At 67.2% G+C, this 19,510-nt stretch carries 17 protein-coding genes; 10 read left to right on the top strand and 7 right to left on the bottom strand.

The features are described 5' to 3' along the window. Positions 1 to 28: 28 nt before the first annotated feature. Positions 29 to 868 carry an NYN domain-containing protein gene (locus CQ039_RS11685; protein ID WP_233190144.1) on the bottom strand — a complete coding sequence of 280 codons (840 nt, stop codon included), beginning with the start codon at positions 866 to 868 and terminating at the stop codon, positions 29 to 31. Here CQ039_RS11685 and CQ039_RS11680 point away from each other — a divergent pair. Then, entirely contained in the window at positions 867 to 1,295 is a 429-nt protein-coding gene (locus CQ039_RS11680; protein ID WP_105562502.1) for a hypothetical protein, read from the top strand. The two genes, CQ039_RS11685 and CQ039_RS11680, sit on opposite strands and share 2 nt — an antisense overlap. 67 nt (positions 1,296 to 1,362) lie before the next feature. Here the strand turns inward: CQ039_RS11680 and CQ039_RS11675 are convergent, their stop codons facing one another. Together CQ039_RS11675 and lepA are read right to left on the bottom strand one after the other, a co-directional pair. Beyond that, a complete protein-coding gene (locus CQ039_RS11675; RefSeq protein WP_105562501.1) occupies positions 1,363 to 4,215 on the bottom strand; it encodes a pitrilysin family protein in 2,853 nt (950 codons plus the stop codon). 172 nt (positions 4,216 to 4,387) lie between these two features. Continuing rightward, positions 4,388 to 6,196: a translation elongation factor 4 gene (lepA, locus tag CQ039_RS11670; protein WP_105562500.1), complete on the bottom strand. Its 1,809-nt coding sequence runs from the start codon at positions 6,194 to 6,196 to the stop codon at positions 4,388 to 4,390. A 307-nt stretch (positions 6,197 to 6,503) separates the two neighbouring features. Between lepA and CQ039_RS11665 the strand changes: the two genes are divergently transcribed. The 4 genes from CQ039_RS11665 to CQ039_RS11650 all read left to right on the top strand — a co-directional run bounded on the left by CQ039_RS11665 (position 6,504) and on the right by CQ039_RS11650 (position 9,169). After that, positions 6,504 to 7,337 carry a hypothetical protein gene (locus CQ039_RS11665; RefSeq protein WP_105568009.1) on the top strand — a complete coding sequence of 278 codons (834 nt, stop codon included), beginning with the start codon at positions 6,504 to 6,506 and terminating at the stop codon, positions 7,335 to 7,337. A 55-nt stretch (positions 7,338 to 7,392) separates the two neighbouring features. Further along, positions 7,393 to 7,773 carry a hypothetical protein gene (locus CQ039_RS11660; RefSeq protein ID WP_146112096.1) on the top strand — a complete coding sequence of 127 codons (381 nt, stop codon included), beginning with the start codon at positions 7,393 to 7,395 and terminating at the stop codon, positions 7,771 to 7,773. Positions 7,774 to 7,865: 92 nt separating this feature from the next. Then, positions 7,866 to 8,504 (top strand): C39 family peptidase, encoded by a 639-nt coding sequence (locus tag CQ039_RS11655; protein WP_158255986.1) that lies wholly within the window; start codon positions 7,866 to 7,868, stop codon positions 8,502 to 8,504. A gap of 47 nt (positions 8,505 to 8,551) precedes the next feature. Further along, entirely contained in the window at positions 8,552 to 9,169 is a 618-nt protein-coding gene (locus CQ039_RS11650; RefSeq protein ID WP_105562496.1) for a hypothetical protein, read from the top strand. 40 nt (positions 9,170 to 9,209) lie between these two features. Here CQ039_RS11650 and CQ039_RS11645 read toward each other — a convergent pair whose 3' ends face one another. The 4 genes from CQ039_RS11645 to CQ039_RS11630 form a co-directional block, all read right to left on the bottom strand. Then, the gene (locus CQ039_RS11645; protein WP_233190143.1) at positions 9,210 to 10,559 is read right to left on the bottom strand and encodes a transporter; all 1,350 of its coding nucleotides are present in this window, start codon (positions 10,557 to 10,559) and stop codon (positions 9,210 to 9,212) included. Between the two features lie 28 nt (positions 10,560 to 10,587). Then, entirely contained in the window at positions 10,588 to 11,343 is a 756-nt protein-coding gene (locus CQ039_RS11640; RefSeq protein ID WP_105562495.1) for a Crp/Fnr family transcriptional regulator, read from the bottom strand. Positions 11,344 to 11,536: 193 nt separating this feature from the next. Continuing rightward, a complete protein-coding gene (locus CQ039_RS11635) occupies positions 11,537 to 12,067 on the bottom strand; it encodes a rhodanese family protein (RefSeq protein WP_105562494.1) in 531 nt (176 codons plus the stop codon). Between the two features lie 11 nt (positions 12,068 to 12,078). Then, positions 12,079 to 12,393 carry a helix-turn-helix transcriptional regulator gene (locus CQ039_RS11630; protein WP_105562493.1) on the bottom strand — a complete coding sequence of 105 codons (315 nt, stop codon included), beginning with the start codon at positions 12,391 to 12,393 and terminating at the stop codon, positions 12,079 to 12,081. A 67-nt stretch (positions 12,394 to 12,460) separates the two neighbouring features. On the opposite strand from CQ039_RS11630, the gene CQ039_RS11625 reads away from it, so the two are divergent. The 5 genes from CQ039_RS11625 to CQ039_RS11605 all read left to right on the top strand — a co-directional run bounded on the left by CQ039_RS11625 (position 12,461) and on the right by CQ039_RS11605 (position 19,505). Continuing rightward, entirely contained in the window at positions 12,461 to 13,339 is an 879-nt protein-coding gene (locus tag CQ039_RS11625; RefSeq protein ID WP_105562492.1) for an MBL fold metallo-hydrolase, read from the top strand. A gap of 98 nt (positions 13,340 to 13,437) precedes the next feature. Further along, on the top strand, positions 13,438 to 13,782 hold the full coding sequence (locus CQ039_RS11620; protein WP_233194708.1) for a hypothetical protein: 345 nt from the start codon (positions 13,438 to 13,440) through the stop codon (positions 13,780 to 13,782). Positions 13,783 to 13,839: 57 nt separating this feature from the next. Further along, positions 13,840 to 15,093: a TolC family protein gene (locus CQ039_RS11615; protein WP_105562491.1), complete on the top strand. Its 1,254-nt coding sequence runs from the start codon at positions 13,840 to 13,842 to the stop codon at positions 15,091 to 15,093. Beyond that, positions 15,093 to 16,274, top strand: coding sequence for an efflux RND transporter periplasmic adaptor subunit (locus CQ039_RS11610; protein ID WP_105562490.1), 1,182 nt, complete (start codon positions 15,093 to 15,095; stop codon positions 16,272 to 16,274). Before CQ039_RS11615 ends, CQ039_RS11610 begins: the two co-directional genes overlap by 1 nt. 9 nt (positions 16,275 to 16,283) lie before the next feature. Then, positions 16,284 to 19,505 carry an efflux RND transporter permease subunit gene (locus CQ039_RS11605; protein ID WP_105562489.1) on the top strand — a complete coding sequence of 1,074 codons (3,222 nt, stop codon included), beginning with the start codon at positions 16,284 to 16,286 and terminating at the stop codon, positions 19,503 to 19,505. The last annotated feature ends 5 nt before the right edge of the window (positions 19,506 to 19,510 follow it).

Below are 19,510 nucleotides of genomic sequence, written 5' to 3'. Positions count from 1 at the left end.
CGGCCGTTTTGACAACGATGTTCTTTGACTATGCTCGGTGCGGCTTGACCCGCACCCGCATGGCCCCGCCGGCCCCGGCCTCGACGTCGAAACGACCGGTGGCGCGGATCAACTCTGACAGCTTGGCGTGGCCATAGGTGCGCTGGTCGAAGTCGGGATAGGCGTTCCTCAACCGGTTGCCGATGCCGCCGATATTGACCCAGCCGTCGCCGTCCTCGTCCATGTCGGCGATGGCGGCGGCGATCAGGCGCACCGCGTCCGACGGCTTCTTCTCGGCGGGGGCAGGGGCGGCTTCGTCGTTATCGCCGCCGCCGCCGCCGCGTCCTGTCAGGTTCTCGGTGTAGATGAAACGGGTGCAGGCCTGACGGAAGCTCTCGGGCGTCTTGCGCTCGCCAAAGCCATAGACCGGCACGCCCTGCTCGCGGATCCGCGCCGCCAGCCGGGTGAAGTCGCTGTCCGACGACACCAGGCAGAAGCCGTCGAACCGCCCCGAGTGCAACAGGTCCATGGCGTCGATCACCAGAGCGATGTCGCCCGAGTTCTTGCCCTTGGTGTTCTGGAAATTCTGCTGCCACTGGATGGCCCAACGGGGCAGGACGTCAATCCAGGACCGCAGCGCCGGACTGGCCGCGTCGCCATAGATGCGCCGGGCCGAGGCCTCGCCCAGGGTGGCGATCTCGGTGAACAGGGCCTCCGCGATCCGGGCCGAGGCGTTCTCCCCGTCGATCAGGACGGCCAGGCGCGGCGCACGGGCGGCGGTGGGCAGGTCGGTCGGCATGGGCGAGGCCTTCTCTGTTGACGCCCCGCCAGCCTCGACCCGCACGTGGGCGCGGTCAACCGCCGACAGGCGTGCTAGAGGGCGGCTCATGACCCAAGCCCCCATGCGCCGCCTGATCGACCTGCCCGGCGTCGATGATCTGGAACTGAAGGCGCTGATGAAGCCGCGCTACGCCGATCCCGACGCCCGCGACGAATTCCCCGAGATCGACGCCCTGACCAGCGCCCTGTTCGGCCTGACCGGCGACGAAGCCGAGGCTGTGACGCTTCCCGCCGACTGGGACGACATCCACCGCCTGAGCGGCGCCGACCTGGCCGAGGCCTTCGAGGCCCTGGGCTGGGACGTGACCGACAAGCGCCGCAAGCCGCTGCGCCTCATGCTCCACTACGCCCTGCCTCTGGCGCTGGCGATCCGCGGCGTCGCCGGCGAACTGCCCTTCGTCGCCGAGCCCGACCACCCCGCGACCGACTGGGGCGCCGGCCTGGCCGCTGACGCCGCCCGCTTCAGGAAGCGCTAGCGGCCACAACGAAAAAAGGCCGGGGGGTCGCCCCGCCGGCCTTTCTGTTCGTCTCGACTGACGCGGCCTACTGGGCCGTCGTCGGCGCCGCGGCCGCACGCACCTCGACCGGCAGGCCGAGCGCGTCCAACTGCGGCTTGACCACCGAGGCGTCGCCGACCACCACCCAGACGAAGGTGTCAGGCTTGATGGCGGCGCGGGCGGCGGCGTCCATCTGTTGCGCCGTCAGGGCGTTGATGCGGCCGGCCAGGGCCTCCTGATAGCCGTCGGGACGGCCATAGAGGGCGTTGGAGCGCAGGGCGCCCAGCACCTGGGCCGAGGTCTCATAGCTGCCCGACAGGCCGCGCGTGTCGCCCAGAACCGTGCGGTCGCGCTCGGCCTGGGTCACGCCGTCGGCGCCGAGGAAGCGCTCGTACTGGCCGATCAGGGCGGCGATCGACTCGCCTGTGCGGTTGGCCTGGACCGGGGCGTTGACGATGTAGGGCGAGCGGTTCTGCAGGGTGCTGACATTGCCGCGCACGCCGTAGGACCAGCCCTTGGTCTCGCGCAGGTCGGCGTTGATCCGCGACAGGAAGTCCGCACCCAGCACGGTATTGGCCGTGGTCAGGGTCAGCAGGTCGTCGGTGCCCGACACCGGCAGGACCTGACCGCCGTAGATCAGCGACTGCGGCGACTGCGGACGGTCGATCAGGACGATGCGGGCCGAGGTCTGGGGCAGGGCGGCGGTGAACGTCTTGGTTCCCTTGGCCGTCGTCGGGGCGCGCCAGTCGCCGAAGGCGGCCTCCAGTTGCGGCTTCAGCTCGGCCAGGGGCAGATCCGAGACCACAAACAGCTTGGCGTTGTCCGGGCGGACCCAGGCGGCGTGGTCGGCGACCAGGTCGGCGCGCGTCAGGCCGCGGATGACGGCCTCGTCGCCGGAGCCGCTGAACGAACGACCATAGGGGTGGCTCTCGCCATAGATCAGCGGCGGCAGGGCGCGACCGGCGATCGAAGCCGGCTGGGTCTTCTCATTGGCCAGGGCCGCCAGACGCACGGCGCGCAGGCGCTCGACCTCGCTGGGGGCGAAGGCGGGGTTGCGCACCACGTCCGACAGCAGGGTCAGCGACGGCTGCAGGTTTGTGGTCACCGCCGACAGGCTGGCGACGGTGCGGTCCATCGACGAGCCGACCGAGACGCTGGCGCCCAGGCGTTCCTGTGCCTCGGCCAGGGCCTTGGAGTCGCGCGTCGTCGTGCCTTCCTGCATGACGTTCAGCATCAGGGTGTGGGCGCCCAGACGATCGGCGCGGTCGGCGGCGACGCCGGCGTCGAACTCCAGCGCCACGCGGGTCACCGGCACGGTGGTCGAGCGGGCGTAGACCACCTCGATCCCGTTCGACAGGGCGGCGCGCTCGACGGCGGGGAAGTCGACGTTGGACACTTCGCCGATGGCCGGGGTCGCCTCGCGGGCCACGCGCTGGATCGGGGCGGCCGGCGTCGGGGTCGCGCCCGACGGGGCGGCGGCGGCGTCGACGTAGGCCTCGCGGTCGCCCGGCATGACGATCTGGCTATAGACCGGGCGGCTCAGCCACTTCTTCAGGGCGGCCTGCACCTGGGCCGGCGTCACGGCGGCATAGGCCGCCAGTTCCTTCTTGTAGAAATCGGGATCGCCCGAATAGAGCTGACCCTCGGCCAGGACCGAGGCCTTGCCGTTGGCCATTTCCAGACCCTGGATGCGGCGCGAGGCGTATTGGGTCACGACGCGGTCGATCTCGTCCTGGGTCGGGCCGTTGGCGATCAGGTCCGCCAGGACGGCGTCCATGCGGCGGGCCACGGCGTCGGCGTCGGCGCCTGGCTTCACCATGGCCGAATAGCTGAACATGCTGACGCGCTGGAAGGCCTGGTTGCCAGCCGAGACGCTGGAGGCGATCTGCTCGTCGCGCACCAGGACATTGTCCAGACGCGAACTGGCCAGTCCCCCCAGCACCGAGGCGCCGACGCTCAGCGGCACCGAGTCCGGGTCGTTCAGGCCCGGCGTCGTCCAGGTGCGGCTGATGCGGGTCTGGGCCACGCGGTCGTGCAGCACCTGCTCGACGGGGGCCGCCAGGGTCGGGATCGGGGCCGCCGCCGGGGTGTTGACCGGGCCGCGGGCGATGGCGCCGAAGTATTTCTGGGTCAGCTCGCGGGCCTTGGCCTCGTCGATGTCGCCGGACAGGACCAGGATGGCGTTGTTGGGGCCGTAGTTCTCACGGAACCAGTCGCGCACCGTCTCCATGCTGGCCGAATCCAGGTCAGCCATCGAACCGATGGTCGAGTGGCGATAGGGGTGACCCTCGGGGAACAGCGCTTCCAGCGTGGCGTAGTAGGTCAGGCCGTAGGGCTGGTTGTCGCCCTGGCGCTTTTCGTTCTGGACGACGCCGCGTTGCAGATCCAGGACCTCCTGACTGACCTGCCCCAGCAGGTAGCCCATGCGGTCGGATTCCAGATACAGGGTGTAGTCCAGCGCCGGGGTCGGCACCGTCTGGAAATAGTTGGTGCGGTCGAACCAGGTCGTGCCGTTCAGGCCCGTGGCGCCCGCCGCATTCATCGTCTGGATGTGGCTGGACGGCGAGTTCTCCGATCCGCCGAACATCAGGTGTTCGAACAGGTGGGCGAACCCGGTCGAGCCCTTGGGCTCGTCCTTGGAGCCGACATTATACCAGACCGACACCGCCACGACCGGCGCCTTGTGGTCCTCGTTCACCAGGACCGTCAGGCCGTTGTCCAACTGGAAGCGCTTCCACGGAATATCGACGCGGGCGACCAGTTCGGACACCGGCGCCCCGCGCAGCGGCGTGGCCGACGGCGCGGTCACAGCGGTCGCGGCGGCCGGAGCATGGGCCATAACGGGTGAAGCGACGGCCACAAGGGCGGCCAGGGCTACGGATGAAGCGGCAAGGCGCATGGATTTCAGTCCCCAACAGATAGTGCTGGGCCGGGACCTTAACGGTGCATCACGTCGCGGCAACGCGACACGTTCGTCTATGAACGATTGTTCATGTTGAGGACCGGCATGCAAAAAGGGCGGAAAGCTCGCGCCTTCCGCCCTTTTAAGATTCAGCCGTCTGCGGCGAGGATCAATCCTCGTCCATCTTCAGGGCCGCGATGAAGGCTTCCTGCGGGATCTCGACCTTGCCGAACTGGCGCATCCGCTTCTTGCCGGCCTTCTGCTTCTCCAGCAGCTTCTTCTTGCGGGTGGCGTCGCCGCCATAGCATTTCGACGTCACGTCCTTGCGCAGGGCGCGGACGGTTTCGCGGGCGATGATCTTGCCGCCGATGGCCGCCTGGATCGGGATAACGAACATGTGGGGCGGGATCAGCTCCTTCATCTTCTCGACCATGCCGCGTCCGCGCGTCTCGGCGCGGCCGCGGTGAACCAGCATCGACAGGGCGTCGACCGGCTCGGCGTTGACCAGGATGCTCATCTTGACCAGATCGCCGACCTTGTAGTCCGTCAGTTCATAGTCGAACGAGGCGTAGCCCTTCGAGATCGACTTCAGGCGGTCGTAGAAGTCGAAGACCACCTCGTTCAGCGGCAGCTCATAGACCACCAGGGCGCGGCTGCCGACGTAGGACAGCTCGATCTGGGTGCCGCGACGGTCCTGACACAGCTTGATGACGCCGCCCAGATATTCGTCGGGGGTCAGGATGGTGGCCTTGATCCACGGCTCGCTGATGGTCTCGATCTGCATGACGTCGGGCAGGTCGGCCGGGTTGTGCAGGTCGATCTCGGTGCCGTCGCGCTTGCCGATCTTGTAGACGACCGAGGGGGCCGTCGCGATCAGGTCCAGGTTGAACTCGCGGCTCAGGCGCTCCTGGATGATCTCCAGGTGCAGCAGGCCGAGGAAGCCGCAGCGGAAACCGAAGCCGAGGGCCGCGCTGGATTCCATTTCGAAGGTGAAGCTGGCGTCGTTCAGACGCAGCTTGCCGATGGCGGCGCGCAGGTCCTCGAAGTCGGCGGCGTCCACCGGGAACAGGCCGCAGAAGACCACCGACTGGACTTCCTTGAAGCCCTTAAGCGGTTCGGCGGTCGGCTTCTTCTCGTCGGTGATGGTGTCGCCGACGGCGGCGTGGGCCACTTCCTTGATCTGGGCGGTGATGAAGCCGACCTCGCCCGGGCCAAGCTGATCGACCGGGGTGTTCTTGGGCAGGAAGACGCCGACGCGGTCGACCAGATGGGTCGAACCCGACTGCATCATCTGCACCCGCTGGCCGGCCTTCAGCACGCCGTCGAAGACGCGCACCAGCAGGACCACGCCCAGGTAGGGGTCGTACCAGGCGTCGACCAGCATGGCCTTCAGCGGCGCATTGACGTCCCCCTTGGGCGCCGGCAGGCGGGTGACGATGGCCTCCAGCACGTCCTCGATGCCGATGCCTGACTTGGCCGAGGCCATGACGGCGTCCGAGGCGTCGATGCCGATGACGTCCTCTATCTGGCTGCGCACGCGCTCGGGTTCGGCGGCGGGCAGGTCGATCTTGTTCAGGACCGGCACGATCTCGTGGTTGTTGTCGATGGCCTGATAGACGTTGGCCAGGGTCTGGGCCTCGACGCCTTGCGACGCATCGACCACCAGCAGCGAGCCTTCGCACGCAGCCAGCGAACGCGACACCTCATAGGCGAAGTCGACGTGCCCCGGCGTGTCCATCAGGTTCAGCACATAGTCCAGCCCGTCCTGGGCCTTGTAGTGCAGGCGCACGGTCTGCGCCTTGATAGTGATGCCGCGCTCCTTCTCGATGTCCATATTATCAAGGACTTGAGCCGACATTTCGCGCGCGGTCAGGCCGCCGGTGTGCTGAATCAGCCGGTCCGACAGCGTGGACTTGCCGTGGTCGATGTGGGCGACCACCGAGAAATTGCGGATGCGTTCGATAGGGGGCGTCGTCATGGTCCGCGCGCTTAGCATCCGCAGCGCTGGAACGCCATGCGCAGGGCGCGAAGGTCGACAGCGAAAGAAGAGACCAGATCGCGAGAGTTTATTCCGGGTGGTCGTCTGATCAAATGATCCGATCTCAAAACCGGCGATCCAGGTGACTATAACAAATGACGTGTCACGCCCTGTGAATGGCTAAAAAGCGTCTCATTTCGGGGCGGTTCGCCTATCGGGCGAAGTCGGAACGACGAGGTCTCAGGGCGATTGGGTTGTCCGGAGGTGGAGGAACCTCCGTATCCATTTTGATCTGGAGGCTAAAGATATGCGTGCCAAATTGATGACTTCGGCGGCTGTCCTGGCGGGGGTGCTGGCGTTTGCAACCGTGACCCAGGCCCAAACCACTTCGAGCGGGCCCAACGGCGGCGTGGGTGGCAACACCAACGCGACCGATTCCTACAACAGCACTGATCTGGACGTGGGGATTGCAGACTCCCTGAATGACAATTCAGATAATTCGACCAATCTCGGCGTCAATGACTCGCTGAATGACAACTCGAACAACTCGACCAATACCGACCTTGATGTCGGCATTTCCGATTCACTGAACGACAATTCCAACAACTCCACCAACACCGATCTCGACCTTGGCGTGAGCGACTCGTTCAACGACAACTCGACCAATATCGCTGACTCGGGCAACGACAACTCGACCAACATGGATAACTCGACGGACCTGGCCGTGGATATCGCGGACTCGTTCAACGACAATTCCAACAACTCCACCAATACGGACAACTCGACCAACACCAACCTGGATCTGGCTGTCGATATCGCTGACTCGTTCAACGATAACTCCGACAACTCGACCCATGTCGGCATTACCGACTCGTTCAATGACAACTCGACCTGGCGGGTGTCGCTGAGCAACCAGTCGCTGGCGGCCAACGTCAGTGATCTGAGCTTCGACCTGTCCGAAGGCGGCGACGGCCCGCAAAACGGCCGCATCCGCAGCGGCGACATCAACCAAAACGGCGGCGCATTCGCCGGCTTCGCGGGCATTCAGACCGTCAGCAACATCACCGGCCAGGCTTCGGTCGGTCAGGCTGCTACGGCTGTCGCCGCCAACGCCAACATCACGTTCGGCAACGGCGGTTAAGCGTTCTGTCGGCGGCCGGTTTGACCGGCCGCCGATTTCTTTCGGGAGGAAGCCAATGCTAATCCTTATTACAGCCGCGCTGTTGTTCGCCGGCTCGGATCCTGCCCCGCCGCCGCAAGTTCTTTCGCCCGCCGAACCGCAGAGCGCATCGGCATCGGCGCCGTTGGCGATGCAGCCCCTGGACCTGGCGGAACTTCATGATTTGAACGCGCGCGAGGGCGTCAATGTCCTTGTCGCCAGTGATCAACTGCTCAAGGCCACGAACAGCGGCAATAGCGTCACCGCCAACACCGTGGGGTCGGGTTCCATCTCCATCGGCGCCAACGCCTTCGCAGGCTATAGTGGTGTCGGCAACTTCGTGATGAACACGGGCCATAACAACAATCTCCAGGGCGCCATCACGATCAATATCGTGACCACGAGTCCGACGCCGTGACACGCAGCGGCTTTCGCTTTCACAAGGGCCTCGGCCTTTCGGCCGCGGCTCTGTGTGCGACCTGGTTCTGTGCGGCGCCTGCGGGCGCCGATGTGCTTCTCAGCAGCGGGCCGGCGCCGGCGCGGGTCAGCGTGGTCAGCTATCGCGATATTCCGTTCCGCACCGTGGTGCGACAACGCTATGACTTCAGTTGCGGCTCGGCGGCGCTGGCGACCCTGCTACGCTATCACTATGATCGAGAAGTGGGTGAGGAACAGATCTTCCGCGCCATGTACGCCGCCGGCGATCAGGACGTGATCCGGCGAGTTGGCTTCTCCCTGCTCGACATCAAGCAATTTCTTGAAACCAACGGCTATCAGGCGGATGGCTACCGACTGACGCTGGAGAACCTGGCCAGTATGAACCGGCCGGCGATCGTGATGATCGACACGGCCGGCTATAAGCATTTTGTCGTCTTCAAGGGGAACGACGCTGATCGCGTCCTGATCGGCGATCCGGCCCTGGGGCTGAAGATCTACAGCCGCGAACAGTTCATATCCATGTGGAACGGCATCGCCTTCGTGGTGCGTGAACCGGCGGATAGCTTCAATGAGGCGTCGGAATGGACGCCCTGGAACCGGTCGCGGCCGGCGCAGGCCCTGCCCAATCATTCCCTGGCTGAGCTGACGCGCGAACTGCCGCCGCTCTACCAGATCACCACACGTTTCCCTATTGATCCCTATTTGCGGTGACGATCATGCGACGTGTTCGTTCCCTTCTCTTATTCACTCTGACAGCCTTGGCGCCGGCCTTCGTGGTGTCTTCGGCGTCGGCGCAGGCCTTCCTGGCGCAGACGTCTCTGGCGCAGTTGTATGTGGAACAGACCTCGCCAGCTGCGGCGCTGACGCCGACGGGGCCACAGGCTCTGTCCGATGAAGAGTTGTCAGGGCTGCGTGGCGGGTTTCTGACGACCAACGGCTTCACCTTCGGCTTCGGCGTGGTCATTCGCTCCTATGTTGATGATCGGTTGGCCTTGGAGACCCGAATGACCTGGACGCCGACCGGGCCGGCCACGGAACAGACGCGCGGTGATGTGCCGGGCATGACTGACCTAGCCTCGGCTCTGACCTCCTTGCTGAACAGCGGCATAGATCTCAGAAATCTCGGCGGGACCAGCGGCGGCGTGGCTCTGGTCAGCGGTGACGGCGCGACGGCCCTGATCCATAATGTGACGTCCGGCCAGTTGCAGAACCTGATCGTCAACAACGCCAGCAATCGTGACCTGCGTCAGGATATGGAGTTGAATCTCTATCTGCCGGATCTGGCGACGATGCAGGCCTCAAGCAGCGCCCATGCGCGGGCGGCCCAACTGACCTACGATCTCAATACCTCCCTCGTCGGCTCGCTTGGCCGCTGAAGGCCTCCGACTACGTCGGAAGCCTTCGCGCCGCCATGACCTAGAAGATGATCGGCAGGCGCAGCACGAACCGCATGTCTGGCGCATCTTCCGTCACCCCGAACTCGAAATTGCCGTTCAGGCTGAAGCGGTCGGTCAGCAGGTAGGACATGCCGAACTGCAGGGCGCCGACCTGCAGGTCGTCGGACTTTTCCGTCAGGTCGTTCAACTCGCTGGTGGTCGGCCGGATGTAGCTGTGCTTGTAGCCCAACGAGAATGAGAACTTGGGATTGAGCGAGAAGCCGAAACCGATCGACATGCCGATGGCGTCGCCAGGATCGACCTCGCCGATCAGCACCTCGCCCTCGGTCTTGTTGATGTCCTTGGGCAGGTGGGCGAAGTAGCTGAGGCTGCCGAAGATCACCGCCGGATCGCTGGGGTAGAGGAAGCTGACGCTGGATTCCACGCCCCAGAAGCCGGAGCCGGTGGCCAACCGGGACGCCACGCCGAACTCATCACGCGGGATGTCGAAGGGACCTTCGCCGGTGTTGCTCTTGACCCTCAGGCCGGCGATGAAAATGGGGCGCCCGCGCTCGCCGCCGTTGATCTGATAGCGGACGGCGCCCTCGACATCGCCGATGCCGTCGCCGCTCAGGTCGATGGTGCGGGTGACGGCTTCGTCACGCTGCTGGACGGTGGTGATGGTGTCGTTGCGCCAGACGTAGGGCGCCCGCAGTTCGACCTCCATGCGGGAGGTTACGCCGTATTTGGCGGCGATGGTCGCCACGCCCGTGTCGCGATCGGCCTCGTTGGCCTCGATCACGCCGATCTGGACGCCGGGCACGATCTCGATGCCCCGGAACACCAGGCGATTGGCGCTGGAGCGCGTGTATTCGGTGGACACATCCAGGGTCAGTTTGCCAGGCCGTGTCAGAACCGCGATGCCCTCGGGTATGGCGGCCAACTGTTCGCGGCGAGCCTGCAGCAGGGGCGGCTCGACCGGCGGGGCGCCGGCCGGCGCGGGGGCGGTCTGCGGCTGAGCGCCGGCCTGGCCAGTCGCCTGACCGGCGCGCAAGGCGGCCATCTCTGTGTCGGCGAAGGGGCGTGAGGCGTCGGACTGGAACCGCCAGCGCGGGTCGATGCCGGACTCGGCGACGTCGGCGGGCGGCGCGACCCCCGCTGCGCGTTGGGCCAAGAGCGCGTCCTGGGCCTCGATGCGTTTCTGCTGGTCCAGAACCAAGGCCTCCAGCCGCGCCACGCGCGCAGCCAGATCGTCGTCCTGGGCCAGGGCGAGGCCGGGGCTGAGCAAGGCCGCCGCGGCGACCGACGCCAGCAGCAGACCGGCTCTGGGACCCTTTCGACGAGCGCCGCGCAAGTCGCGCTGCCGAGGCGAAGGACGATGCTGGGTCATGACGCGCTCTCTCTCATACGGTTGTGGGTCAATGAAGGACGGGAAAGTCGCCGCCATAGTCGCAGGCGGCGCGCAGGTAGGATTCGTCCAGAAGGGTCAGCCAGCCGTTCTGCATGGCGATCAATCGATTGCGTTTCATCTGGCCCAGGGTGCGGCTGACGTGCACCAGGCTGAGGCCCAGGGCGTCGGCCAGCGCCTCCTGCGTCAGCGGCAGATGCATCCGGTCGTGGCTGCACAGGCCGGCGCGGTGCAGCCGGTCGCGCAACTCGAGTAACAGGTGCGCCAAGCGGGCCACGGCGGACTGTCGCCCCAGCCGGACCACGTGGTTCAGCAGGCAGATGTCTTCATAGCGACGGGCGGCGATCAGGGCCCGGCGTAGTCGGTCGTGGCGCGGGTCCTGCAGCGCCAGGATTTCTCGCAACATGACGGCGTCGACGCATTCCACCCGGGTCAGGGCGACGGTGGCTGCTTCATCCAGGGGGCGGGGCTCGGAACTCAGTCCCACGCCGTCGCCCGGCAGAAGGAAGCTGAAGATCTGACGTTGACCGTCGGCCAGAACGCGTTGGCGGCAGGCCCAGCCGCTCAGGATCAGGCGCGGCGTCACCGCCCGTCCCTCGGCGGTGAACGGGTCTCCGGCGGCGATGACTTCCTGAAAGACGCATAGGCGTCGCACCAGGGCGCGTTCTTCGTCGGATAGCCGTGCGGCGGTGTTGAGCAGGCGCAAGGTCGGCGTGTCCGCAGGCACGGTCAGGCTGCGTCGCACGCTGAGGGTTCGCGACGTCATCGCTTGCACGCTTTGCGGCGCGACGGCGGCCCTCCAGCCGCGCAGCGCCCCTCCTTCGCCAAATACATATCCGGCGCTCCTCCGCGGGGCCAAACGGCCACCGAACGCCGGTGTTCCTCTTTGGGACGGGAAACATTTATTTCCGCAGGATCTGTGGCCTAGACGCCAGACCCTCCAGCCTCGGGGCGCTGGGTCAGCGGGGTCGCGGCTGGTTCCAGGGGGCGAGCGCCAGCAGGCGGGCCATGCCGCAGAACCCCGTGGCCCCCGCCACGAACAGGCCGACGCCGACAAGGGCGCTGAGACCCCAGAAGCCGGGGTGGACCAAGCTCCCCAGCAGGGCGCCGGTCAGGATCAGACCCCCGGCGGCCATCTGCACCTGCCGCATCAGTTCCAGAGGGGCCTTGGCGTCGGCGCGGACGGGCAGGCCGGCCCTTCTCCAGGCGTCCAGGCCGCCGTCCAGGACATAGGTCGGGCCGCTGAAGCGCTCGGCCAGGCGCGCGCCGTTCATGCCGGTGCGATGACCTGTGCGGCACATGAAGACAACGGCCTGGTCGGGCGCGACAGCCAGCGGCGTCTCGTCGAAGACCGAGAGAGGCGCGGGCAGGGCGCCGAGGACGTGGGCGCGGCTGAACTCGTCCGGCTCGCGGATGTCGATCAGGCGCACGGCGCCGGACTTCAAGCGAGCGGCGACTTCGGCGGGCGACAGAAGGGCAGGGGCGGTCATGGTCGAGTCTTTCAGGCGGGCGGGGGGCAATAGATCTGGGCGAGGACGGCGATTACGCTGAGCGCGGCGGGATCGGCGATGCGATAGAAGACAGCGGTGCCGTCGCGCCGCGTCGCCACCAGACCATCCTCCCGCAGCCGAGCCAGATGCTGGGACAGGGCGGATTGAGATAGCCCCGTCTGCAGTTGGGACACCTGCTGTTCACCTTCGCCGAGTTGGCACAGCAGCATCAGTCGATGTTCGTTCGACAGGGATTTGAGCAGCCGCGCGGCCTCTGCGGCGTTACGCTGGAATGCGTCCAATCCGATGGCTTCAAGTGTGGTCATGGCGACAGTATATTAGGTATTGCTAAATTAGCAAATCCTAATAAATAAAAGGCCGAAGGAGATCCGCATGATCCAGTCCGCGCCGCACTCGCCGCATGTCGTCGGGGTGTTCGATCCGGCGACCCATACCGTCAGCTATGTGGTGGCTGATCCGACGAAGGGGGCGGCGGCCATCATCGATCCTGTGCTGGATTTCGACTCCGCTGCGGCGCGCACCTCGACTGGATCGGTCGAGCGCTTGCTGGCCCTGATCGCCGAAAAGGGGTGGCGTCTAGACCGGGTGCTGGAGACCCATGCCCATGCCGACCACCTGACGGGCGCCGATGAAATTCGCGTCCGCACCGGGGCGCCGATCGGCATAGGCGAGCATATCAAGCAGGTGCAGAAGACGTTCGGCGACCTGTTCGAGGCTTCGGACGTCTCACCGGACGCCAGCGTCTTTGACCAGACCTTCGCTGACGGCGACTGCTTCCTTTTGGGGGAACTGGAGGTCGAGGTCCTGCACACGCCGGGCCATACCCCCGCCTGCGTCAGCTACCGGATCGGTGACGCCGTCTTCGTCGGCGACACCCTGTTCATGCCCGACTACGGCACAGCGCGCTGCGACTTTCCGGGCGGCGACGCGCGAACCCTGCACCGCTCGATCCAGAAGCTGCTGGCCCTGCCGGACGCCACGCGGGTCTTTGTCGGCCATGACTACCTGTCTCAGGGCCGCGAGACCTTCGCCTGGGAAACCACCATCGGGGCGCAGAAGGCCGGGAATATCCACATCGGCGGCGGGCGATCCGAAGACGACTTCGTCGCCCTGCGCGAGGCGCGGGACGCGACGCTCAGCCCGCCGCAACTGATTCTGACGGCGTTGCAGGTCAATATTCGCGCCGGCGCTCTGCCGCCCTCCGCCTCCTCGGGGCGTCGGTTCCTGAAGACGCCCTTGAATGCGATCTGAGTAGCGGCGTCCAGAGGGCTGTGTTTTGACAATCCGTCGCGGCAGATGAACCTTATAACAGATTGCCGCGCGTTCGGGCGGACAGTATCCAGCGGCGCATGACCTGGCCGATGGGGACATGGACGAAGCTGGTTGTGGCGGTGGCCTTCCTCGCCGCCGTCTTTTGCTTCGCCCCCATCGCTGATGCAGCGACCTGTGCGCCCGAACCGCCTGTGGCGCACGCCTCGGTCGATCATGACGCGGGCGACGGCGATCACGGCGGGCAGGCGGGCGGTCACGGCGTTTGCGCCCATGGCCATTGCCATCACAACAATACAGCGCGAACGGACGCAGGCGATAGCCTGCCGGTCCAGGCGCATGCGCGGCCGGTCCACGCCTTTCCCGCCAGTGATTTCCCCACCTCGGTGTCTCCCGACGGCCTGAAGCGACCGCCCAGAGTCTGACCCGACGACGGCGCCCCTGCGCGCTGATGTTCGTGTCAAACCTCTGAAAGATGAATCATGCCTCCCTCCTATCGCCGGCCGCCGCGTGTCGCGGTCGGCTGCGCCCTGGCCGCCTGGGCGGTCCTGTCGGCTGGCTCCGCCTGGGCCGACCCGGCGCCTTCGTTCGCCGAACTGTTGTCTCGGCTGGATCAGACCCCGGCGACGCTTGAAGCCGACGCCCTGACGCAGGCCGCTGAAGCGCGGGTGCGCCAGGCCGGCGTGCGTCCCAACCCGATGCTGGGGTTAGAAGCTGACAGCCTCTTCGGCACAGGACCCTATGCGGGGACTGCAAACGCTGAAGCCACGCTGTCGATCAGTCAGGATCTGGAGCTGTGGGGCCGACGCGCCGCGCGGGTCGAGGCCGCACGGGCGGATGCCGGCGCGGCGGCGCGCCAACGCGACCTGGCGGTCGTGGACGCCGCGGGGCGTCTGGCCTTGATCTACGCCGAAGCCGAGGCGGCCGAACGTCGGGCCGAACTGGCCGAAGAGAGCCTGATCCTGACCGTCGCCGATGCGCGCGCGGCGTTGGCTTTGGTGGAGCAGGGGCGCGAGCCCTTGCTGCGCGGCATCCAGAGCGAAAGCGAAGCCGCCGCCGCCCGCGCCGCGCGCGATGAGGCTCAGGCCGAACGGGATGCGGCCTTTGCACGCCTCGCCGCCGTCGCCATGCTGGCGGTTCCTGTGACCGGGATCGACGCCAGCCTTCTGGATCAAACCCCCAGCGCGGCCCGTGAGGCGCCGACGGCCGCGCCGACGGTGCGTGTGGCTGAGGCCGGGCGTGACGCCGCCGAGCGTCGTATCACCGTCGAACGCATTCGTGCCCGGCCGGACGTCAACGCCAGCCTGGGCCTGCGCCGCTATGAGGCCGAGGACGCCACAGCCCTGACGTTCGGGATCAGCATGCCCCTGCCGCTGTTCGACCGGAACCGGGGCAATATCGACGCCGCCCAGGCCGAGTTCCGCGCCGCCGAGGCAAGGTTGGCGGCTGTGCGGCTAGAGGCTCAGGCGGATCGCGCCGCAGCCCGAGCCCGGCTGGCCGCCTCGGCCAGCCGGGTCGGCGCCGCCGACGCCGGGATCGCCTCGGCCGAGGAAGCCTATCGCCTGTCGCGGATCGGCTTCGAGGCGGGACGTATCTCGCAACTGGAGCTTCGCGTGACCCGCGCGGCCCTGGTCAACGCCAGAACCACCGCCGTGGATGCGCGACTGGCGCGTGTCCGGGCGGAAATCGACCTTGCGCGCCAGGACGGCCGCGCCCCCTTCCAGGGAGATCAATGATGCTGAAGCTCACATCCGACAAAAAGCTGCTGGTCGGCGGCGTGGCCGCGTTCGTCGTCCTGGCCGGCGCCGGTTTTTATCTGGTGACGGGGTGGTCCGAGGCGCCGCCCGCCGTCACAGGCGCAGCCGCCCAGAATGAGAACGAAGCGGACCAGGCCGAGACCGAGGGCCCCGAGGGCTTTGTCGCGCTAGATCCCGCCCAGGCCCAGGCCGTGGGCGTCGTCGTGGTCGGCGTCGGGCGGGGCGGCGGGGCCGAGACGCGGCTGGCCGGACGGGTCGAACCGATGATCGACGCCCGCGCCGCCGTCGCCGCCGCTGTCGGCGGTCGCGTTGAGCGTGTTCTGGTCGCGCCGGGCCAGACGGTCAGGATCGGCCAGCCCCTGGTCTCGCTGGTCAGCGGCGACGCCGCCAGCCTGAGGGCCGAAGCCGACGCCGCCGAGGCCGCCTACATCGCCACCGAACAGGCGCATGGCCGCGACGAGGAACTGGCGGAACAGGGCGTCGTGTCGCAACGCGAGGCCGAGGTGTCGCACGCCCAGGCCCTCAGCGCCCAGGCCGCGGCGCGGGCGGCGCGCGCACGCGCCGTTGCGGCGGGTTCGCCCAACGCCTCGGGCCGTCTCAATGTCGTCAGTCCCATCGCCGGGGTGGTCACCAACGTCCAGGTCGGACCGGGCGGCTTTGTCGCCCAGGGCGGGGTGGTGGCCGAGGTCGCCAACCCGGCGCGCGTCGAGTTGGTGTTCAACGCCCCGCCGACCTTGGCCGCCCATGTGCGGGCTGGTTCGCCCCTGAGGGTCAGCAGTCCGGCGGGCGATTTCGACGCCGTCGTCACCGGCGTCGCCGCCGGGGCGAATCTGAACAGCGGGGCCACTGTGATCCGGGCGCGGCCGAACGGTGCAGGATTGCCGCCCGCCGGTTCAGCGGTCACCGGCGCCATCGTCACCGGCGAGGCTGTGGGCGGTCTGACCGTCCCGACCGAGGCGGTGCAGACCGTCGAGGGCAGGGCGGTCGTCTTCGTTCAGGTCGCGGGCGGGTTCCAGGCCCAGCCGGTTCTGGCGGGGCGGCAGGCCGGGGGCCGCACCGAAATCCTTCGCGGCTTGGCTGGAACCGAACGGGTCGCCGGCGCCAACGCCTTTCTGCTGAAGGCTGAGCTCGCCAAGGGCGAAGCCGAGCACGGTCACTAGGGGCGCGCCATGTTCAAATTCATCATCGAACAGTCGGTCAGGCTCCGATGGTTCGTCGTTCTGGTCACGGCCCTGGTCGCGGCCTACGGCCTGCTGGAACTGACGCGCCTGCCCATCGACGCGGTGCCCGACATCACCAACCGCCAGGTTCAGGTGACTACCGTCGCCCCGGCCCTGGCGCCGGAACAGATCGAGCGCCAGGTCACCTATCCGATTGAAACGGCCATGGCCGGTATTCCCGGCCTGACCTCGACCCGGTCCCTGAGCCGCAACGGTTTCAGCCAGGTGACGGTCATCTTCACCGACCGGACGGACATCTATTTCGCCCGTCAACAGGTGGCCGAGCGGCTGGCCCAGGCCCGCGAAACCATGCCCGAAGGCGTCGAACCGGCATTGGCCCCGATCACGACGGGTCTGGGCGAGGTCCTGATGTGGACCGTCGACTACAAGCCGTTCAACAGCGCCAACCTGGCCAGGCCCGGTCAGCCGGGCTGGCAGCCGGGCGGGGCCTATCTGACGCCCGAGGGCGATTTGCTGACCACGCCGCAGCAGCGGGCCACCTATCTGCGGACGGTGCAGGACTGGATCGTCGCGCCGCAGATGCGGACGGCGCCCGGACTGGCCGGGGTCGATACGGTCGGCGGCTACGTGAAGGAGTATGCGGTGCGCCCGGACCCGGCGCGCCTGTCCGCCTATGGCCTGAGCCTGGGCGACCTGATCCAGGCGCTGGATCGGGCCAACGCCCAGGCGGGGGCGGGTTATGTCCAGCGCGCGGGCGAGGCCTTGACGGTGCGCACCGACGCTCTGGCCTCGACGGTCGATGATCTGGCCCAGGCGCCGGTGGTCAATCGCAATGGTCTGGTCGTTCGGGTCGCCGACGTGGCGACGGTCGAGATCGGCCAGGCGCCGCGTCTGGGCGGGGCCAGCCGCGACGGCCACGAAGCCGTCCTCGGCACCGCCTTGATGATTGCGGGCGGCAACAGCCGCACCGTGGCCCAGGCGGCGGGCGAACGTCTGGAGCAGGTTCGCAAGACCCTGCCCGCCGGGATCGAGGCCGTGACGGTTCTGGACCGCAGCGCCCTGGTCAACGCGACCATCTCGACGGTGGCGCGCAACCTGACCGAAGGGGCGGTTCTGGTCATCGTCGTGCTCTTCCTGCTGCTCGGCAATATCCGGGCGGCGACCATCGCAGCCCTGATGATCCCGATCAGCTTCCTGTTCGCCGTCATCGGCATGAACCGTTTCGGGATCAGCGGAAACCTGATGAGCCTGGGGGCGCTGGACTTCGGCCTTCTGGTCGACGGCGCGGTCGTGGTGGTCGAGAACACGCTTCTGAGACTGAGCCAGCGCCGTGCCGAGATCGGACGGATGCTGACCCGGAACGAGCGGCTGGGCGTCGCCGTTGCGGCGGCGCGGCAGATGGTCAAACCGGCCGCCTTTGGTCAGTTGATCATCCTGCTGGTCTTCACGCCGCTGCTGATGCTGGAAGGGGTCGAGGGCAAGACCTTCATCCCGATGGGGGCGACGGTCATGTTGGCCCTGGTGGGGGCCTTCATCTTCTCCTTCACCTTCGTCCCGGCCATGACGGCCTTGCTGGTGCGCGATCCCAAGGTGGTCGAGGTCGATGAGCGCGGTCAGGCCCGTGAGCATGAAACCTTCCTGCTTCGCCACGCGCGGCGCTGGATTCAGCCGGCCATCGGGGCGGCGGTCGATCGGCCGAAGGTCGTCCTGCTGTCGGCGCTCGGGGCTCTGGCCATCGGCGGTGTCGCCTTCAGCACCCTGGGCCGGGAGTTCATTCCGACTCTGGACGAGGGGGATGTCGCCATGCAGGCCTTGCGCGTGCCCTCGGCTTCGCTGGAGCAGTCGCTGGCCATGCAGATGGCGCTGGAGCGGGCGATCCGCGCCCAACCCGAGGTCAAGACCGTCTTTTCGCGCACCGGCACCGCCGAGGCCGCCGTCGATCCCATGCCGCCGAACATCTCCGACAGCGTGATCGTGCTGAAGGATCGCAAGGACTGGCCGAACCCCAGGCTCAAGAAAGAGGCCCTGATCGCCCGCTTTGAAGAGGCGGCGTCCAAACAGATCGGCAACAGCTTCGAGTTCAGCCAGCCGATCGAATTGCGCTTCAACGAGTTGATCTCGGGCGTCCGCACGGACCTGGCGGTCATGATCTATGGCGAGGACTTCGCCGTCATGCAGAAGGTCGCTGACCAGGTAGCGACCGCCCTGCGAGACACTCAGGGCGCGGCGGATGTTCGGGTGGAGCAGGTCTCGGGTCTGCCGACCCTGACGGTCCGCGTCGATCGGTTCGCAGCGGCCAGTTACGGCCTGTCGGCGGCGGATGTGTCGGAAGCGGTTTCGGCGGCTGTCGGCGGCGCCGAGGCGGGACGGATCTTCGAGGGCGACCGTCGCTTCGACGTCGTGGTGCGTCTGGCCGAGGACACGCGCAACGACCCGGCGGCGCTAGCGGCCCTGCCTATAGTCTCCGCGACCGGCGTTACCGTGCCGCTGTCGTCGGTGGCCCATATCCAGACCGCCGAGGGGCCGAACCAGATCAGCCGCCACGACGGAAGTCGTCGCATGGTGGTTCAGGCCAATGTCCGGGGCCGCGATCTGGGCGGCTTTGTCGCCGACGCCCAGAAACAGGTCGATCAGATCCAGCTGCCGGCAGGCGTTCGTCTGGACTGGGGCGGGCAGTTTGAAAACCTGAAGCGGGCCGAGCAACGTCTGGGTCTGGTCATCCCCATTGTCTTCGTCCTGATCGGGGTCTTGCTGTTCATGGCCTTGGGGTCGTTTTCGGAAGCCGGCCTGGTGTTCGCCTGCGTGCCTCTGGCCCTGATCGGCGGGGCGCTGGCGCTGCTGCTGCGGGGCATGCCCTTCTCGGTCTCGGCGGCGGTGGGCTTCATCGCCGTGTCCGGGGTGGCGACGCTCAACGGCCTGGTCCTGATGCAGGCGATCCGCGAGCGCTTGCAGGCGGGATTGGCTCCACGCGACGCGGCTGTCGAGGGGGCGTCCAGTCGTCTTCGCGCGGTGCTGACGACGGCTCTCGTCGCCATCGTCGGCTTCATCCCCATGGCCATTGCTCACGGGGCGGGGGCCGAGGTTCAGAAGCCGCTGGCGACGGTGGTGATCGGCGGCCTGCTGACCGCGACGGCCCTGACCCTCCTTGTCCTGCCGACCTTCGCAGCCAGAGCGGTGCGGCGTCGGGCGGTAGAGGGCGGCGCGGACTAGGCGCT

It is taken from the genome of Brevundimonas sp. MYb52 (genome assembly GCF_002979535.1).
Classification (GTDB): domain Bacteria; phylum Pseudomonadota; class Alphaproteobacteria; order Caulobacterales; family Caulobacteraceae; genus Brevundimonas.
This window is presented reverse-complemented; position numbering and strand designations above follow the sequence as displayed.